Source organism: Streptococcus sp. HF-2466, assembly GCF_015594645.1.
GTDB lineage: Bacteria > Bacillota > Bacilli > Lactobacillales > Streptococcaceae > Streptococcus > Streptococcus anginosus.
The window spans coordinates 385,231-401,268 of the sequence record NZ_JADNQU010000001.1 but is presented as its reverse complement, the minus strand read 5'-3'; the positions used below and the strand labels follow the sequence as shown (position 1 = coordinate 401,268).

Genomic DNA, 16,038 nt, shown 5'->3' with positions numbered 1-16,038 from the left:
AGGTGATTGGACTCTTTATTCGCTTTTCAAGCTCGAAAGAGCACCTAATCACCTTTGCGGGGGTGGGACTACGAACTTAAATTTTTCAAGATAAGTTCTGTCCCACTCCCCCATTTTGTCTAAAAAGTACGTTGGTGCTTTTTTATTGTGGATTTGTTTTATGAGGAGAAAGGAGAAACATGAAGTATATTTGGTCTTATTTGAAAAAATATCCTAAATGGTTGATGCTGGATTTCTTTGGTGCTGTCTTCTTTGTCGTGGTGAATCTCGGTTTGCCGACTGTTTTGGCACGAATGATTGACGAAGGGATTAATCGAGGAGACAGCAATCGTTTGTATTATTGGGCGATTGTGATGCTCATTGTCATTTTGCTAGGAGTCTTTGGACGGATTGTCCTTGCCTATGCTGCTGGGAAATTAACGACGAGCATGGTACGGGACATGCGCAATGATGTGTATGATAAATTGCAAGAGTATTCCCATCATGAATACGAGCAGATTGGTGTTTCATCCTTAGTGACACGGATTACCAGTGATGCTTTTGTTTTGATGCAATTTGCAGAGCAATCCTTAAAATTGGGTGTCATTACGCCTATGATGATGATGTCTAGTGTGATGATGATTTTTTTCACTAGTCCTTCCTTAGCTTGGATTGTCGCAATTTCCGTTCCTTTTCTTGGCATTGTCGTTTGGTATGTGGCGACAAAAACACGTCCTCTATCAGAAAAGCAACAAAAAACGTTAGACAAAATCAATCAATACGCGCGTGAAAATTTAACGGGTCTGCGCGTCATTCGGGCTTTTGCACGAGAAGAATTTCAAGAAGAGCGCTTTGCTTCACAAAATGAAATTTATGCGGATAATTCCAATCGCTTATTTAAATTAACTGGTTTGACAGAACCGCTCTTTGTTCAAATCATCATTGCCATGATTGTTGCCATTGTCTGGTTTGCTTTAAAACCACTTGGTACAGGAGACTTGCAAGTTGGGGATTTGGTTGCTTTTATCGAATACAGTTTCCATGCTTTGCTGTCTTTCTTGTTGCTATCTAGTTTGTTTACGATGTATCCTCGTACAGCTGTTTCAAGTGAACGCTTGAAAGAAGTAATGGAAATGCCGATTTCGATCAATCCAAACGAAGACGGTGTTACGGAGACAGACAGTCACGGTTATTTAGAGTTTGACAATGTTACTTTTGCTTATCCTGGTGAGACTGAAAGCCCAGTGCTACATGATATTTCGTTCAAAGCGAAACCTGGTGAAACGATTGCTTTTATCGGCTCGACCGGCTCAGGAAAGTCTTCATTGGTGCAATTGATTCCGCGTTTCTATGACGTGACACTTGGAAAGATTTTAGTAGACGGAGTGGACGTGCGTTCTTATAACCTAAAAGCGTTGCGGCAGAAGATAGGTTTCATTCCACAAAAGGCTTTGCTGTTTACGGGAACAATCGCAGAAAATCTGCGGTATGGGAAAGAACATGCTAGTCGTGAGGAATTGGTGCAAGCAGCAGATGTAGCACAAGCGAGAGACTTTATCGAAAGCAAGGAAGAGCGTTTTGAAACGCATTTGGCAGAAGGAGGGAGCAATCTCTCTGGTGGTCAAAAGCAACGTCTCTCCATTGCGCGGGCGGTCGTGAAAGAACCAGATATTTATATTTTTGATGATTCATTTTCTGCGTTGGACTATAAGACCGATGCCATTCTTCGAAGTCGACTCAAAGAAGTTACGCAAAATGCTACTGTATTGATTGTAGCACAACGTGTGGGAACCATTATGGATGCAGATCAGATTATTGTTCTGGATAAGGGAGAAATTGTCGGGCGCGGAACACATGAAGAATTGTTGCAACAAAACGATATCTATCGCGAAATTGCTAATTCTCAGCTTAATAGTCAATCACTAACAGAAGAATAGGAGGGAAAGATGAAACAACATAGTTTTATGCGCTTGTGGAGTTATTTAAAAGTTTATAAACTCTCAGTAATCCTTGCTATCTTTTTGAAGGTGGTGAGTATTGTGATGAGCGTGCTAGAGCCTTTTGTACTTGGTCTTGCTATTACAGAATTGACACGAAATGTGCTGGACATAGCAAAAGGAGTCGAAGGCGCCAGTATAAACACAACATATGTCTTTTGGGTAATGGCACTTTACCTTTTGCGTGGTTTGTTCTATGAAATTGGGGCTTACTATTCTAATTATTTTATGACCAATGCGGTGCAAAATACGGTACGCGATATGCGCAATGAGTTGAGTTCTAAAATTAATCAAATTCCAGTTTCTTACTTTGATAAGCATCAATTTGGAGATTTGCTAGGGCGCTTTACCAGTGATGTAGAGACTGTTTCAAATGCGCTTCAACAATCATTCTTACAAGTTGTAAATGCGGTTTTGACCATTACCTTAGTTATCGGAATGGTCTTGTATCTTAATTTTCAACTGGCTTTGATAGTGATTGCTAGCATTCCATTGACCTATTTTGGGGCGAATTTTATCTTAAAGAAATCGCAGCCTTATTTTAAAAAGCAAGCAGATGCGCTGGGTGCTATGAACGGATTTGTGCAGGAAAATCTGAGCGGTTTTAATGTGCTGAAACTTTATGGTCGTGAAGAAACATCTTCAGAAGATTTTCGCGAAATCACGCAAAATCTCCAAGAAGTTGGCTTCAAAGCTAGCTTTATTTCGGGCTTGATGATGCCAATTTTGAATGCCGTTTCAGATTTGACCTATTTGATTGTAGCGGTTGTTGGTGGTCTGCAAGTCATTTCTGGACAATTAACGATTGGGAACATGCAAGCATTCGTACAATACGTGTGGCAAGTAAACCAACCAATCCAAAACTTAACGCAACTGGCTGGGCAATTGCAGAGTGCTAAGTCTTCGCTGGATCGTGTCTTCCAAGTTTTGGATGAACCAGACGAAGTAACAGATGCGAAAGAGTGGCTGGAGCATGATTTGACAGGTCAGGTCAGCTTCAAGCATGTTGACTTTCAATACGTGGAAAACAAACCGCTCATTCGAGACTTCAATTTGGAGGTAAGGCCGGGTGAAATGGTAGCAATTGTCGGTCCGACTGGTGCTGGAAAGACCACCCTCATCAATCTACTCATGCGCTTTTACGATGTAACAGCAGGTTCAATTTCTGTTGATGGTCACGATATTCGCAACTTATCGCGCCAAGAATACCGCAAACAATTTGGTATGGTCTTGCAAGACGCTTGGCTTTATGAAGGAACAGTCAAGGAAAACTTGCGCTTTGGAAATCTGAATGCGACAGATGAAGAGATTGTGGAAGCTGCCAAAGCGGCTAATGTCGATCATTTCATTCGGACACTTCCAGGTGGCTATAATATGGAAATGAATCAAGAGTCTAGCAATATCTCACTAGGACAAAAACAATTGCTGACCATTGCGCGAGCATTATTAGCCGATCCCAAAATCTTGATTTTGGATGAAGCAACCTCGTCCGTTGATACACGCCTAGAGCTCTTGATTCAAAAAGCGATGAAGAACCTCATGCAAGGACGAACAAGCTTTGTCATTGCTCACCGCTTATCGACGATTCAAGAGGCAGACAAGATTTTGGTTCTCAAAGACGGGCAAATCATTGAGCAAGGAACTCACGAATCGCTTTTAGCTGATAAAGGTTTCTATTACGACTTATATACAAGTCAGTTTGCTAAGAAAGAGGCCTAACGAATAAAGGAGCAAAAGAAAACTCCAATTAAACAATAAAAACACGAACCCTGTCTTGACTAGCAGTTAGCTAATCTGGACGAGTTCGTGTTTTTTTATCTTTGGTGACATAAAGCTAAAATGCAATTGCTCTGTCTCACAACTATTTTTTGCTAAATCTTCAAAACTGCATGACATTTCTTCCGTCCGCCCAGCGGACGAAGTGAACTAGTTTTGGTTTATAGTGTCAGCTGGGCGGACGAAGTGAATGAGTTTTGGTTTATAGTGTCAGCCGAGCGGACGAGGCGAATGAGTTTTGGTTTATATTGTCAGCCGAGCGGACGAGGCGAATGAGTTTCAGTTTACTTTGTCGCCCCAGTCGACAGCTTCAATCGTTTTCTCCGAATTGTTCATTCCGTTAAGTAAAATTACGCCTTATCGAAAGAGGTTAGTAAGCCAAACAATGAAATACAATCCAAGAAAAATAGCGTGCCATTTCCAATAGAGTACAATCAGTCCGATTGTTTCACGTATCCAAGCCGATGGGAGAAAATAAAGTGCTGTTCTAGAGCCGATACTTCGCCCCTTTATGCCGAGCTTTCGCATGTAAATACCTGCTCGCAAAGAGTGGAAAGAGTTGGTGACGATCAAGCAATAGTAATTTTCCTTACTTTTTTGGTCTAAAATAGTTTTGCTAAACTGCAAATTTTCTAAGGTATTGGTTGACTGCTGTTCAATTATAATATCTTCTTGTGGAATACCTACTTGCCTTAAATATTGCGCCATTGCTTCTGCTTCAGTTATTGGTTCATCGACACCTTGTCCTCCAGAAACGACAATTTTGGGATGGTTATGAAATTTTTCATACATCGTCTTCCCTTTTTCGAGCCGTTGAGCGAGAAGAGGCGGAACCTTGTCTCCTATCAAACCAGACCCTAAGATGATGATGTAGTCTGGATGTTTTATGACGGGAAAAGTATTATAAACAAAACCATAAATTATATAGGTCACATAGAGATAACTACCGTAAATTAAAAGTCCGTTTGTGAGGGAAAGCATTTTACGAAGAACAATAAAATGGGGAAAGAAAAAAGTAAGCGCTAGGGAAAGAGCAATAGCGAGTCCATAAAAGAGGGAGAGAAGGTTTGCTAAACGCCTGCCTTCAAAGGTCATCATCTGTCTGCCATTAAAAATGAGATAAATGGTTGAAATTATAACACTCAAAGGAATGAAAAGTGCTAAGATGAGCAAAGAAAGCATTGCCAGATTTCTATTGACAAGTTGTTCCATATGAATCACAAACAAACCAGAAACGATAGCGGCAAATAAAATTAAAACGATACTAAGCAGATAAGCATTGAAAAGTCGCCTTGGCTCTATATAAAACAAGACAAGAAAAAGAAGAGCAGGAAGAAGCCAAATAAGATGCAATACCATAATGTGATAACAATCCTTTCAAACAGATTCCTTTTTAGTATAGCATAAAAGTTCCTGTAAAAAATAATAGATTCAAAAAGAATAGACTTAAAAATTGAAATATTATTAAAAAATATGGTATAATACTTTTATGTCTTGGGGTCGTTACGGATTCGACAGGCATTATGAGGCACATTTTGCGACTCATCGAGCGGATGTAAAGCGCCAGTTAAATATAACTGCAAAAAATAATAATTCTTACGCTTTAGCTGCCTAAAAAACAGCCAGCGTGACCAGATTCGGATCGCTCGTGTTCGATGACCGGTCTTAATAATAGCGAGATACGATTAAGCCTTGTCTAGGGGCTTGATAAGAGACTGATAGACTCGCTTGGCTTGGGCTTGAGTTATGTGTCAAAGCGAAGTTAAATCCAATACATAACCTATGGTTGTAGACAAATGTGTTGGCAGGTGTTTGGACGTGGGTTCAATTCCCACCGGCTCCATTGTTAAATATGGAAGATTACTCAAGAGGCTTAAGAGGCTGTGTTGGAAACGCAGTAGGCGTGTGAAAGCGTGCGTGGGTTCGAATCCCATGTCTTCCGTTTTGTTACAAAACGCTCGTTAGTGGCGTTTTTTTCTTACTAGAAGATAAAATGAGTGAAGAGAACGGATTCACTCATTTATTTTTTTGAAAAATATTGAAATTTTTCTGAAAAGTAGTAGACTGTTACTAGAAAGTTTGGAGGTTTCTTGTGAAATTATACGTACAATTGATGATTATTTTTTCAATTTCTTTGATAGGAGAAGGGATTTCCTATCTTTTTCATTTGCCTATTCCGGGGAGTATTATTGGGCTTCTTCTTCTTTTTTTGGCTTTGCAATTTAAAATTTTCAGATTGCGGCATGTGAGTATGGTGGGAAATTTTTTATTAGCCAATATGACCATTTTATTTTTGCCGCCAGCAGTCGGAATTATGGATAAATTTCATGTCATTGCGCCTTATTTGCTGCCGATTGTTTTGATTATTGTTGGAGCGATTGTGATCAATGTAGTTGTCATTGCCGTGGTTGTTCATTTTATCAAAAATCGCTTTGAAGGAGACTACGGAGAAGGAGAAACAAGAAATGTCTAATTTGTGGGGCAATCCTTTATTTGGTTTGGCTTTATCAATCTTTGCTTATCTGGTAGGAATGTTGATTTTTCGCAGATTTCCGCATCCTTTGACAACCCCTTTACTTCTAGCCACCATATTTGTCATTGTATTTTTAAAATTGACAGGAATTTCTTACAAGAATTACTACGTAGGCGGGGCGTATTTGAATAATCTCATTGTGCCGTCAACGGTTGCACTGGGAATTCCTTTGTATAAAACATTTCATCTTATGAAACACCATGCCAGAAGCATTTTGATTGGTACTTTTATAGCGGTAGTAGTGAATACTAGTTTTACGGCCTTGGTCGCCAAGGCTTTTGGAATGGATTTTTTCTTAGCAATTTCACTCTTTCCCAAATCAGTAACAACAGCTATGGCGGTTGGAATTACAGATAAAATGCAAGGGCTGACGACAGTGACGTTGGTAGTTGTAGTTGCAACGGGAATCTTGACAAGTGTGATCGGTCCGACTGTTTTAAAAATCTTAAAAATCAAAGATCCTGTTGCAGTAGGCTTAGCTCTTGGAGGAACGGGACATGCTGTTGGGACAGGGACAGCCTTTAAATACGGACAAGTTGCAGGAGCTATGGCTGGTCTAGCTATTGGGGTGACAGGGATTATGTATGTGATTGTCAGTCCAATTGTTGCAAGTATTATTTTAAAATAGCAAAAGACGAGAATGACTGTGCTGTGACTATTTTTTGAAAGCAAGTATGTTTTCTGCCCCATTTCCTAAAAAACATGATATAATAGAGAGTAAAAACTTTTTGATAGAAAGACAGTTATGGATTTAAAAGATTATATTGCAACCATTGAAAATTACCCACAAGAAGGGATTTTATTTCGTGACATTAGCCCATTAATGGCAGATGGGAATGCCTACAGCTATGCCATTCGTGAAATTGTCCAATATGCTACGGACAAGAAAATTGATATGATTGTCGGTCCAGAAGCGCGTGGATTTATTGTTGGATGTCCGGTAGCTTATGAGCTTGGGGTTGGTTTTGCTCCAGTACGTAAGCCTGGGAAATTGCCTCGTGAGGTTATCTCAGCTAGTTATGAAAAAGAGTATGGAGTAGATACCTTAACAATGCACGCAGACTCTATCAAGCCTGGACAGCGTGTACTGATTGTTGATGACCTTCTTGCAACGGGAGGAACGGTTAAAGCAACAATTGAAATGGTTGAACGTTTAGGTGGTATCGTTGCAGGTTGCGCTTTCCTTATTGAATTGGATGAATTGAAGGGACGCGAAGCTATTGGTAACTACGATTACAAAGTTCTCATGCATTATTAAGGTATAACTAAAAGCTATATCTTGTTGTAGAAAAAGTATAATTGAAAACTATATCTCCTTTCAGTATAATAAAAGCAGAAAGCAAAAGGAGATATTTTCGTGCCTATTAAAATTGATAAGAAATTACCAGCTGTTGACATTTTAAGATCTGAGAATATCTTTGTCATGGATGATGAGCGTGCAGAACACCAAGATATTCGTCCTCTGAATATCTTGATTTTGAATTTAATGCCGCAAAAAACAGTGACGGAAACGCAGTTGTTGCGCCATTTAGCAAATACGCCATTGCAACTTCGGATTGAATTTCTTTATATGACTTCTCATACCTTCAAAACGACACATGCGGACTATATGGAGACGTTTTATAAGACTTTTGATGAGATCAAAAATCGTTATTTTGACGGTTTGATTGTCACCGGAGCGCCAGTCGAGCATTTGCCTTTTGAAGCAGTAGATTATTGGGAAGAATTCCGACAAGTTATTGACTGGTCCAAATCGCATGTTTACTCAACGTTGCATATTTGTTGGGGAGCGCAAGCGGCTCTTTATGCTCGTTATGGCATTGCCAAACACCAGATGAAGCGCAAGTTGTCCGGTATTTATAGTCAATCCACACCAGAAAAACCAAATTTGCTGTTTCGTGGTTTTGATGATGAATACGCAGCTCCTCATTCGCGGTATACAGAAGTTCGCAAAGAGGATATTTTAAATAAGAGTAATTTGGAAATTTTAGCTTGTGGAGAAGAAGTCGGTGCCTCCGTTGTGGCAAGTCGTGATCTTCGCGAAGTGTATAGCTTTGGTCATTTGGAATATGACCGCGAGACCTTGGCAAAAGAATATTTGCGTGATGTAGACGAAGGGCTGAATCCGCATATTCCAGAAAATTATTTCAAAAATGATGACGTTACTTCAGTCCCCTGTTTACGATGGAATCTGGCTGCGGCGCTGTTTTTCAACAATTGGATTAATTATGCTGTTTATCAAGAAACGCCATTTGATTGGGAAAATGCAGCAAATGACGCTTCCTTGTTTGCTTATTTATAAGAGGTGCTATGACTTATTTATCAGCGTATAAGACGGGCAATTTAGTATTGCCAACTGAGCTTCTTTTTCATTTTCATGAGATATTTGATAATAGTGATGACTTTTTGGTCTGGCAATTTTTCTATTTGCAAAATACAACGTCGCTAGAAGAGATTTCTCCTGTTCAGATTGCGGAAAGTATTGGGAAATCCGTTGCAGAGGTCAATCGCTCTATGTCAAATTTGACAGAAAAAGGATTGTTGCAATATAAAACAATTGCCCTCAATGGTGAAATTGAGGCAGTTTTTGATGCACTGCCAGCGCTTGAACGATTGGATGAAATTGTAGAGAATCACTCAAGCGTTGCGCAAGCTATTTCTCAGAATGTTTTAAAAGACTTGGTTGAGACTTTTCAGCAAGAATTAGGTCGTCTCTTGACACCGTTTGAAATCGAGGATTTGACAAAGACGATTCAAGATGACAAGACCAGTCCTGAACTTGTTACTGCTGCTCTTCGTGAAGCTGTTTTTAATGGAAAGGCAAACTGGAAATACATCCAAGCTATTTTACGGAATTGGCGCCGTGAAGGCATTACAACAGTAGCACAGGTAGAAGCGAAGCGAGAAGAGCGTGAGGCGACAAATCCACAAAATATCACTGTCTCGGATGATTTTTTGAAGGCTATGGATTTGTGGCGAGATTAAGAAATCGGAGTTTATTCTCTTGGAATAGACTCTTTTTTTAGTTCCTTAAAAATGATATACTAAGTGAAACGATTATTTTAGAAATGAGTTATCATGCAAGTAAAGAATATCTCAAAACGTTTGAGAAAAGTGGCTGGTTTTGTACCACAGGATGCCAAAATCTTGGATGTAGGAAGTGACCACGCTTATTTACCGATTTATCTAATTCAGCAGGGGAGAATTTCCTCAGCCATTGCTGGTGAAGTTGTTGAGGGACCTTATCAGTCTGCGGTGACAAATGTAGCAGATAATCAGATGTCCGATAAAATTTCTGTTCGTTTGGCAAATGGTTTAGCAGCTTTTGAAGTAGAAGATCAGATTGATGTTATCGTTATTGCAGGAATGGGAGGAGGATTGATAGCAGATATTTTAGACAATGGCAGTGCAAAATTGGCATCTGTTAAGCGCCTGATTCTTCAGCCTAACAATCGGGAAGATGAACTTCGCAGGTGGTTGTGTAGTCATAATTTTCAAATTATAGAAGAAGCTATTGTGGAAGAAAATGGGAAATTTTACGAGATAATGATAGCTGAACAGGGGCATCAAGTGTTGAATGCTGAACAAGAACGCTTCGGATCTTATCTAATGAGGGAGCAATCAGCTGTTTTTCAAGATAGATGGCAGCGGGAAGTAGACAAACTGGAAAAAGCTCTGGCTAAAATCCCAGAGAAAAATCTAACGGAACGCTCTGCTATGTCCAAAAAAATCAAGCAAATCAAGGAGGTACTGCATGCTGGCAAGTGATTTTATTAACCATTATGAAGCATACTGTCCTAAGGAGCTGTCCATGACGGGAGATGTCTGCGGACTGCAAATTGGAACTTTGAATAAAGAAGTCAAACGAGTGCTGGTGGCTTTGGATATCCGCGAACAGACGGTTGCAGAGGCGATTGAAAAGGGAGTGGATTTGATTTTGGTTAAGCATGCTCCAATTTTTCGTCCTATTAAAGATTTGGTGGCGGAGCGATCTCAGAATCAGATTTACATCGATCTGATTAAGCATGATATTGCAGTTTATGTCAGCCATACCAATATTGATATTGTGGATGACGGTCTTAATGACTGGTTTTGTGATCTACTAGAAATCACCGATACGGATTATCTTAGCGAAACGGCTCCTGGGCACGGTATTGGTCGTATTGGCAAGATTGCACCTCAGACTTTTGGAGACTTTGCAGGCAAGGTTAAGGAAACTTTTGGTCTGGATAGTTTGCGTTTGGTGACTTATTCGGATGTGGATTTGGAGCAAATGATTGAGAAAGTGGCAATCTGTGGTGGCAGTGGTCAGTCCTTTTACAAGGAGGCTTTAGCACAGGGCGCTCAGCTTTATATTACAGGTGATATCTACTACCATACAGCACAGGATATGCTGAGCGAGGGGCTTCTAGCTTTGGACCCGGGTCACCATATAGAAGTGCTCTTTGTAGAAAAATTAGTTGAAAAATTTCAAGACTGGAAAGTAGAAGAGAGTTGGGAAGTTGAATTTTTAGCCAGTCAGGTTTCTACAAATCCTTTTAAACATATCTAAGTAGGAAATTGTATGAAAAAAGTAGCGATTATTGGAGCAGGGATTGTCGGATCAACTGCTGCCTATTATCTATCGAAAAATCCTGCTTATCAGGTGACAGTTTTTGACTATGGTCAAGGTCAGGCAACCAAGGCAGCGGCTGGTATTATTAGTCCGTGGTTTTCTAAGCGGCGCAATAAAGAATGGTATCGCATGGCGCGACTGGGAGCAGATTTTTATCTGGATTTGATAGTTGATTTACAGAAGGACGGTTTTGCAACGGAGTTTTACCAACAGACCGGCGTCTTTTTGCTGAAGAAAAAAGAGGAGAGCTTGGAGGCACTCTATGACTTGGCAGACCAACGGCGAAAAGAGTCACCGCTCATTGGAGACTTGCGGCTGCTTTCACGGGCAGCAGCGGCAGAGTATTTTCCGAGGCTTCAAGGGTTTGACCGGCTACTCTATGCTTCTGGAGGAGCACGCGTGGAAGGCTCATTATTGACTCAGGCTTTGCTTGCGGCTAGCGGTGCAGAAGTAATCCAAAAGAAAGTAAGTTTGGACATTCGAGATGGGGCTTTCTGGGTTAATCGTTCTTGTTTTGACCAAGTTATATTGGCAATAGGAGCTTGGTTGCCTGAGCTTCTGAAACCATTAGGTTATCAGGTGGATGTTCGTCCACAAAAAGGTCAGCTGCGAGATTATCAGACTGCTCTGGTGACAGATGATTATCCAGTTGTCATGCCAGAGGGAGAGCTAGATATTATTCCTTTTCAAAATGGCAAAATCAGTATGGGAGCTACTCACGAAAATGAAATGGGCTATGATTTAAGAGTGGATCAAGACTTGCTGGATAAAATGGAACAGGAAGCTTTTTACTATTTTCCTAGCTTGTCTCAAGCAAACAGAATGAGCGAACGGGTCGGAATTCGAGCTTATACCAGTGACTTTTCTCCCTTTTTTGGTCAGGTGCCAGATCTTTCGCAAGTATTTGCAGCCAGTGGTTTAGGCTCTTCTGGTTTGACGACAGGTCCTCTCATCGGATATCATTTAGCTCAGATGGTTCAGGGAAAAAGTGGTAGTTTAAATCCAGCGGATTATCCCATTGAAAGATATATTAAGAAAGAGAAATAGATGACAGAGAATATTTTAAATTGGGTCAATGTTTGTGTGAAAAAAGGGAATCAAGTTCTCTTGCTCAATCGACAGCATGATGATTTTAAAGGTTGGATTCAGCCAGGTGGAAAAGTTGAGTTCCCAGAATCTTTTTTTGAAGCAGCGGCTCGTGAGTTGAAAGAAGAAACAGGACTGATAGCTTTGAATTTACAGCTTAAAGGCATTTCCGGTTTTACCAATCCAACAAAAGCAGAGCGTTATGTCTTTTATGATTTTCTCTGCGAGGATTTTGAAGGGGAACTACTAACGGAATCACGGGAAGGTCAGCCCAAATGGTGGTCGATTGATGAACTGGACCAGCTCGACATGCAGGACAACATCAGAGATAGGCTTCCTTTGTACTGGCGAAAAGGCTCCTTTGAGCGGATTCACTATTGGGATGAAGAGAACCATTGCATCAAAGAAACCAAGACGATATTGTATGATGAAAGATAATGAGGAGATGAAGTTGTTATGAATTGGTTGCAGGAGCAGCCTGTGGTGCTGCAGGCTTTTTTGGCGGGACTCTTTACATGGGGCTGTACCATTGTAGGCTCTGCGGTTGTCTTTTTCTTTAAAACAAGTCAGTCGTAAGCTGCTGGATATTATGATGGGATTTGCAGCTGGTGTCATGATTGCAGCTTCATTTTGGTCGCTCTTGCAGCCTTCAATTGAGTATGCAAAAGGTAACTATGGAGTGTGGTCTTGGATGCCAGCCGCCCTTGGTTTTCTGTTGGGTGGTTTCTTCTTGCGCTTTATTGATGCGGTAGTACCCCATTTACACCTTAGCAAGAAGGATGTATCTGAGGCAGAAAGTCTGCCGGAGCACAGCCGGAATAAACTGTCCAAAACGGCTCTGCTTTTTCTGGCTATTACCATACACAATTTTCCAGAAGGCTTGGCAGTAGGAGTGGCCTTCGGTGCCTTATCCAGCAATTCCAGTCCAGAAGTCTTTATCGGAGCTGTAGGTCTGGCTCTGGGAATCGGTCTCCAAAATGTGCCGGAAGGGGCAGCCCTGTCCATTCCTATACGGACAGACGGGGAATCGCGTCTTAAAGCTTTTTACTGGGGTTCAATGTCGGCTATTGTTGAGCCTATCGGAGCTGTCCTTGGTGCTTATGCGGTTATGACAATGACGGCTATTCTACCCTATGCCCTGTCTTTTGCGGCGGGAGCTATGATTTTCGTCGTCGTGGAGGAGCTGATACCAGACTCTCAAACTAATGGCAATACAGATGTTGTGACTTTAGGTCTCATGGTAGGCTTTGTGTTGATGATGGTATTGGATGTGGCTTTAGGATAGCAGATACTTTTTTGAGACCAATCGTATATTTTATCAGCCTATTTAGATAACAGCAGTTCTACTTTGACTGATTTTTTGTTTCGTTTTGGATTTTCATTAAGTATGAGAGACTTTAAATGAAAGCGCTCTCTTTCTTGAAGGATGACATCCGCTTTAAAAAATGGTAAAATAAGGAGAATACATTTAAGAGAGGAAACTCATTATGAAAGGTATTATCCTTGCAGGTGGTTCTGGTACACGTTTATATCCTTTGACTAGAGCTGCATCTAAACAACTCATGCCGGTTTATGACAAACCCATGATTTATTATCCATTGTCAACCCTCATGCTGGCTGGTATCAAGGATATCTTGATTATCTCAACACCAACAGATCTTCCTCGCTTTGAGGATTTGTTGGGTGATGGCTCGGAGTTTGGCATCAAACTTTCTTACGCTGAGCAACCAAGTCCAGATGGTTTGGCTCAAGCCTTTATTATTGGTGCCGACTTTATCGGTGATGACCATGTGGCTTTGATTTTAGGTGATAATATTTATCATGGACCAGGCCTTAGCAAAATGCTTCAAAAGGCTGCTTCGAAGGAAAAAGGAGCGACTGTTTTTGGTTACCAAGTGAAAGATCCAGAACGTTTTGGTGTGGTTGAATTTGATGACAATATGAATGCAATCTCTATTGAAGAAAAACCAGAACAACCACGTTCTAACTATGCAGTTACAGGACTTTATTTCTATGACAATGACGTAGTAGAAATTGCTAAAAATATCAAGCCTAGTCCACGTGGAGAGCTGGAAATCACTGATGTCAATAAGGCTTACTTAGACCGCGGCGATTTGTCTGTTGAGCTTATGGGACGTGGTTTTGCTTGGTTGGACACTGGTACACATGAGAGCTTGTTAGAAGCTGCTCAATACATTGAAACCGTTCAACGTATGCAAAATGTGCAAGTAGCAAACTTAGAAGAAATTGCTTACCGTATGGGTTATATTACCAAAGAACAAGTGCATGATTTGGCACAATCACTTAAAAAGAACGAATACGGTCACTACTTATTACGTTTGATTGGAGAAGAATAAGACATGTCTGAACAATTTTTTGAAAAAAAATTAGCAGCCCGTAAGATTGAAGCCATTCCTGGCATGCTGGAATTTGATATTCCAGTTCATGGAGACAATCGTGGCTGGTTCAAGGAAAACTTTCAAAAAGAAAAAATGGTGCCCCTTGGTTTTCCGGAAAGCTTTTTTGCAGAAGGTAAGCTTCAAAACAATGTCAGTTTTTCTCGCAAAAATGTGCTCCGTGGACTTCATGCAGAACCTTGGGATAAGTACATTTCTGTCGCAGATGGCGGAAAAGTTCTCGGTTCTTGGGTTGATTTGCGTGAAGGAGAAACGTTCGGAAATACCTACCAAACGGTCATTGATGCCAGCAAGGGAATTTTCGTTCCTCGCGGTGTAGCAAATGGCTTCCAAGTATTGTCAGATACAGTTTCTTATAGCTATTTGGTCAATGATTACTGGGCATTAGAATTGAAACCTAAGTATGCCTTTGTCAACTATGCTGACCCCGCTCTTGAGATTGAATGGGAAAATCTTGACCAAGCAGAAGTTTCTGAAGCAGATAAGAATCATCCAATGCTTAAGGATGTTAAGCCTTTGACCAAAGATATGTTATAATACCCTCAGAAAAATAGGAGAAAATCTTTTCATGACTGAATATAAAAATATTGTAGTGACAGGTGGAGCAGGATTCATCGGTTCTAACTTTGTCCATTATGTGTACAATAACTTTCCAGATGTGCATATCACGGTTCTGGATAAGCTAACTTATGCTGGTAACCGAGCTAACATTGAAGAAATTCTAGGTGATCGCGTGGAGTTAGTCGTTGGAGATATTGCAGATGCAGCAATTGTTGATCAAGTAGCTAAGAATGCGGATGCAATTGTTCACTATGCGGCAGAAAGCCATAATGACAATTCGCTAAATGATCCTCGTCCATTTATCGATACGAACTTTGTTGGAACTTATACGCTTCTTGAAGCAGCTCGTAAATACGACATTCGTTTCCACCATGTGTCGACTGACGAAGTTTACGGAGACCTTCCTCTTCGTGAAGATCTTCCAGGTCACGGTGAAGGACTGGGTGAAAAATTCACACCAGAAACGAAGTACAATCCAAGTTCACCTTATTCGTCAACCAAGGCAGCTTCTGACTTGATTGTCAAAGCTTGGGTACGCTCTTTCGGTGTCAAGGCAACTATTTCTAATTGTTCAAATAACTATGGACCATATCAACACATCGAAAAATTTATTCCGCGCCAAATTACCAATATCCTTTCAGGCATTCGTCCAAAACTTTATGGTGAAGGAAAGAATGTTCGTGACTGGATTCATACCAATGACCATTCATCAGGGGTTTGGACCATTCTCACAAAAGGGAAAATCGGTGAAACCTACCTAATTGGTGCAGATGGTGAGAAGAATAACAAAGAAGTGCTAGAACTCATTCTTAAAGAAATGGGACAACCAGCTGACGCTTACGACCATGTAACAGACCGTGCGGGTCACGACCTGCGCTATGCTATTGACGCTAGCAAGTTGCGTAATGAACTAGGCTGGAAACCAGAATTTACCAACTTTGAGGCTGGATTGAAAGAAACAATCAAGTGGTACACAGATCACCAAGATTGGTGGAAAGCTGAAAAGGAAGCTGTCGAAGCCAACTATGCCAAGACTCAAAAAGTATTAAAATAAAAAGTAACTATTGAAGTTTT

15 protein-coding genes, 1 tRNA gene, 1 other RNA gene and 1 pseudogene are annotated in these 16,038 nt (G+C 40.7%); 17 read left to right on the top strand and 1 reads right to left on the bottom strand.

What is annotated here, in order from left to right; all coding sequences use genetic code 11:
• The first annotated feature begins 179 nt into the window (after positions 1-179).
• Entirely contained in the window at positions 180-1,916 is a 1,737-nt protein-coding gene (locus IYQ91_RS02020; RefSeq protein ID WP_126466646.1) for an ABC transporter ATP-binding protein, read from the top strand.
• 9 nt (positions 1,917-1,925) lie between these two features.
• Positions 1,926-3,695, top strand: a complete 1,770-nt coding sequence (locus IYQ91_RS02015; RefSeq protein WP_195672918.1) for an ABC transporter ATP-binding protein — start codon at positions 1,926-1,928, stop codon at positions 3,693-3,695.
• Between the two features lie 414 nt (positions 3,696-4,109).
• Here the strand turns inward: IYQ91_RS02015 and IYQ91_RS02010 are convergent, their stop codons facing one another.
• The gene (locus tag IYQ91_RS02010) at positions 4,110-5,111 is read right to left on the bottom strand and encodes a YdcF family protein (protein ID WP_195672917.1); all 1,002 of its coding nucleotides are present in this window, start codon (positions 5,109-5,111) and stop codon (positions 4,110-4,112) included.
• Positions 5,112-5,248: 137 nt separating this feature from the next.
• Here IYQ91_RS02010 and ssrA point away from each other — a divergent pair.
• The 15 genes and pseudogenes from ssrA (at position 5,249) to rfbB (ending at position 16,018) form a co-directional block, all read left to right on the top strand.
• Positions 5,249-5,598, top strand: a transfer-messenger RNA (tmRNA) gene (gene ssrA / locus IYQ91_RS02005).
• 8 nt (positions 5,599-5,606) lie between these two features.
• A tRNA-Ser gene (locus IYQ91_RS02000) sits at positions 5,607-5,694 on the top strand.
• 150 nt (positions 5,695-5,844) lie between these two features.
• The gene (locus tag IYQ91_RS01995; protein ID WP_021001517.1) at positions 5,845-6,225 is read left to right on the top strand and encodes a CidA/LrgA family protein; all 381 of its coding nucleotides are present in this window, start codon (positions 5,845-5,847) and stop codon (positions 6,223-6,225) included.
• Entirely contained in the window at positions 6,218-6,913 is a 696-nt protein-coding gene (locus IYQ91_RS01990) for an LrgB family protein (RefSeq protein ID WP_049516752.1), read from the top strand. Before IYQ91_RS01995 ends, IYQ91_RS01990 begins: the two co-directional genes overlap by 8 nt.
• A 117-nt stretch (positions 6,914-7,030) precedes the next feature.
• Positions 7,031-7,543: an adenine phosphoribosyltransferase gene (locus IYQ91_RS01985; protein WP_003025236.1), complete on the top strand. Its 513-nt coding sequence runs from the start codon at positions 7,031-7,033 to the stop codon at positions 7,541-7,543.
• 99 nt (positions 7,544-7,642) lie between these two features.
• Positions 7,643-8,587: a homoserine O-acetyltransferase MetA gene (gene metA / locus IYQ91_RS01980; RefSeq protein ID WP_003025234.1), complete on the top strand. Its 945-nt coding sequence runs from the start codon at positions 7,643-7,645 to the stop codon at positions 8,585-8,587.
• Between the two features lie 8 nt (positions 8,588-8,595).
• A complete protein-coding gene (locus IYQ91_RS01975; protein ID WP_003025231.1) occupies positions 8,596-9,270 on the top strand; it encodes a DnaD domain-containing protein in 675 nt (224 codons plus the stop codon).
• A gap of 93 nt (positions 9,271-9,363) precedes the next feature.
• Positions 9,364-10,053, top strand: a complete 690-nt coding sequence (locus IYQ91_RS01970) for a tRNA (adenine(22)-N(1))-methyltransferase (protein WP_195672916.1) — start codon at positions 9,364-9,366, stop codon at positions 10,051-10,053.
• On the top strand, positions 10,040-10,837 hold the full coding sequence (locus IYQ91_RS01965) for a Nif3-like dinuclear metal center hexameric protein (RefSeq protein WP_195672915.1): 798 nt from the start codon (positions 10,040-10,042) through the stop codon (positions 10,835-10,837). Before IYQ91_RS01970 ends, IYQ91_RS01965 begins: the two co-directional genes overlap by 14 nt.
• A gap of 12 nt (positions 10,838-10,849) precedes the next feature.
• On the top strand, positions 10,850-11,947 hold the full coding sequence (locus IYQ91_RS01960) for an NAD(P)/FAD-dependent oxidoreductase (RefSeq protein WP_195672914.1): 1,098 nt from the start codon (positions 10,850-10,852) through the stop codon (positions 11,945-11,947).
• Complete coding sequence (locus tag IYQ91_RS01955) at positions 11,948-12,424, top strand: 8-oxo-dGTP diphosphatase (RefSeq protein WP_195672913.1); 477 nt, start codon at positions 11,948-11,950, stop codon at positions 12,422-12,424.
• A gap of 18 nt (positions 12,425-12,442) precedes the next feature.
• Positions 12,443-13,271 (top strand): annotated as a pseudogene (locus IYQ91_RS01950) (ZIP family metal transporter).
• 202 nt (positions 13,272-13,473) lie between these two features.
• Positions 13,474-14,343, top strand: coding sequence for a glucose-1-phosphate thymidylyltransferase RfbA (gene rfbA / locus IYQ91_RS01945; RefSeq protein ID WP_003025214.1), 870 nt, complete (start codon positions 13,474-13,476; stop codon positions 14,341-14,343).
• A gap of 3 nt (positions 14,344-14,346) precedes the next feature.
• Positions 14,347-14,940 (top strand): dTDP-4-dehydrorhamnose 3,5-epimerase family protein, encoded by a 594-nt coding sequence (locus IYQ91_RS01940; RefSeq protein ID WP_049508097.1) that lies wholly within the window; start codon positions 14,347-14,349, stop codon positions 14,938-14,940.
• Between the two features lie 31 nt (positions 14,941-14,971).
• Positions 14,972-16,018 carry a dTDP-glucose 4,6-dehydratase gene (rfbB, locus tag IYQ91_RS01935; RefSeq protein WP_059220589.1) on the top strand — a complete coding sequence of 349 codons (1,047 nt, stop codon included), beginning with the start codon at positions 14,972-14,974 and terminating at the stop codon, positions 16,016-16,018.
• The last annotated feature ends 20 nt before the right edge of the window (positions 16,019-16,038 follow it).

What these genes read in the sequence shown, in the direction of transcription:
- IYQ91_RS02010 (WP_195672917.1), bottom strand. Translation starts at nt 5,111, where the DNA reads ATGGTATTGCATCTTATTTGGCTTCTTCCTGCTCTTCTTTTTCTTGTC.
- IYQ91_RS01940 (WP_049508097.1), top strand. Translation starts at nt 14,347, where the DNA reads ATGTCTGAACAATTTTTTGAAAAAAAATTAGCAGCCCGTAAGATTGAA.
- IYQ91_RS02015 (WP_195672918.1), top strand. Translation starts at nt 1,926, where the DNA reads ATGAAACAACATAGTTTTATGCGCTTGTGGAGTTATTTAAAAGTTTAT.
- rfbB (WP_059220589.1), top strand. Translation starts at nt 14,972, where the DNA reads ATGACTGAATATAAAAATATTGTAGTGACAGGTGGAGCAGGATTCATC.
- IYQ91_RS01990 (WP_049516752.1), top strand. Translation starts at nt 6,218, where the DNA reads ATGTCTAATTTGTGGGGCAATCCTTTATTTGGTTTGGCTTTATCAATC.
- IYQ91_RS01970 (WP_195672916.1), top strand. Translation starts at nt 9,364, where the DNA reads ATGCAAGTAAAGAATATCTCAAAACGTTTGAGAAAAGTGGCTGGTTTT.
- rfbA (WP_003025214.1), top strand. Translation starts at nt 13,474, where the DNA reads ATGAAAGGTATTATCCTTGCAGGTGGTTCTGGTACACGTTTATATCCT.
- IYQ91_RS01955 (WP_195672913.1), top strand. Translation starts at nt 11,948, where the DNA reads ATGACAGAGAATATTTTAAATTGGGTCAATGTTTGTGTGAAAAAAGGG.
- IYQ91_RS01975 (WP_003025231.1), top strand. Translation starts at nt 8,596, where the DNA reads ATGACTTATTTATCAGCGTATAAGACGGGCAATTTAGTATTGCCAACT.
- IYQ91_RS01965 (WP_195672915.1), top strand. Translation starts at nt 10,040, where the DNA reads ATGCTGGCAAGTGATTTTATTAACCATTATGAAGCATACTGTCCTAAG.
- IYQ91_RS02020 (WP_126466646.1), top strand. Translation starts at nt 180, where the DNA reads ATGAAGTATATTTGGTCTTATTTGAAAAAATATCCTAAATGGTTGATG.
- IYQ91_RS01960 (WP_195672914.1), top strand. Translation starts at nt 10,850, where the DNA reads ATGAAAAAAGTAGCGATTATTGGAGCAGGGATTGTCGGATCAACTGCT.
- IYQ91_RS01985 (WP_003025236.1), top strand. Translation starts at nt 7,031, where the DNA reads ATGGATTTAAAAGATTATATTGCAACCATTGAAAATTACCCACAAGAA.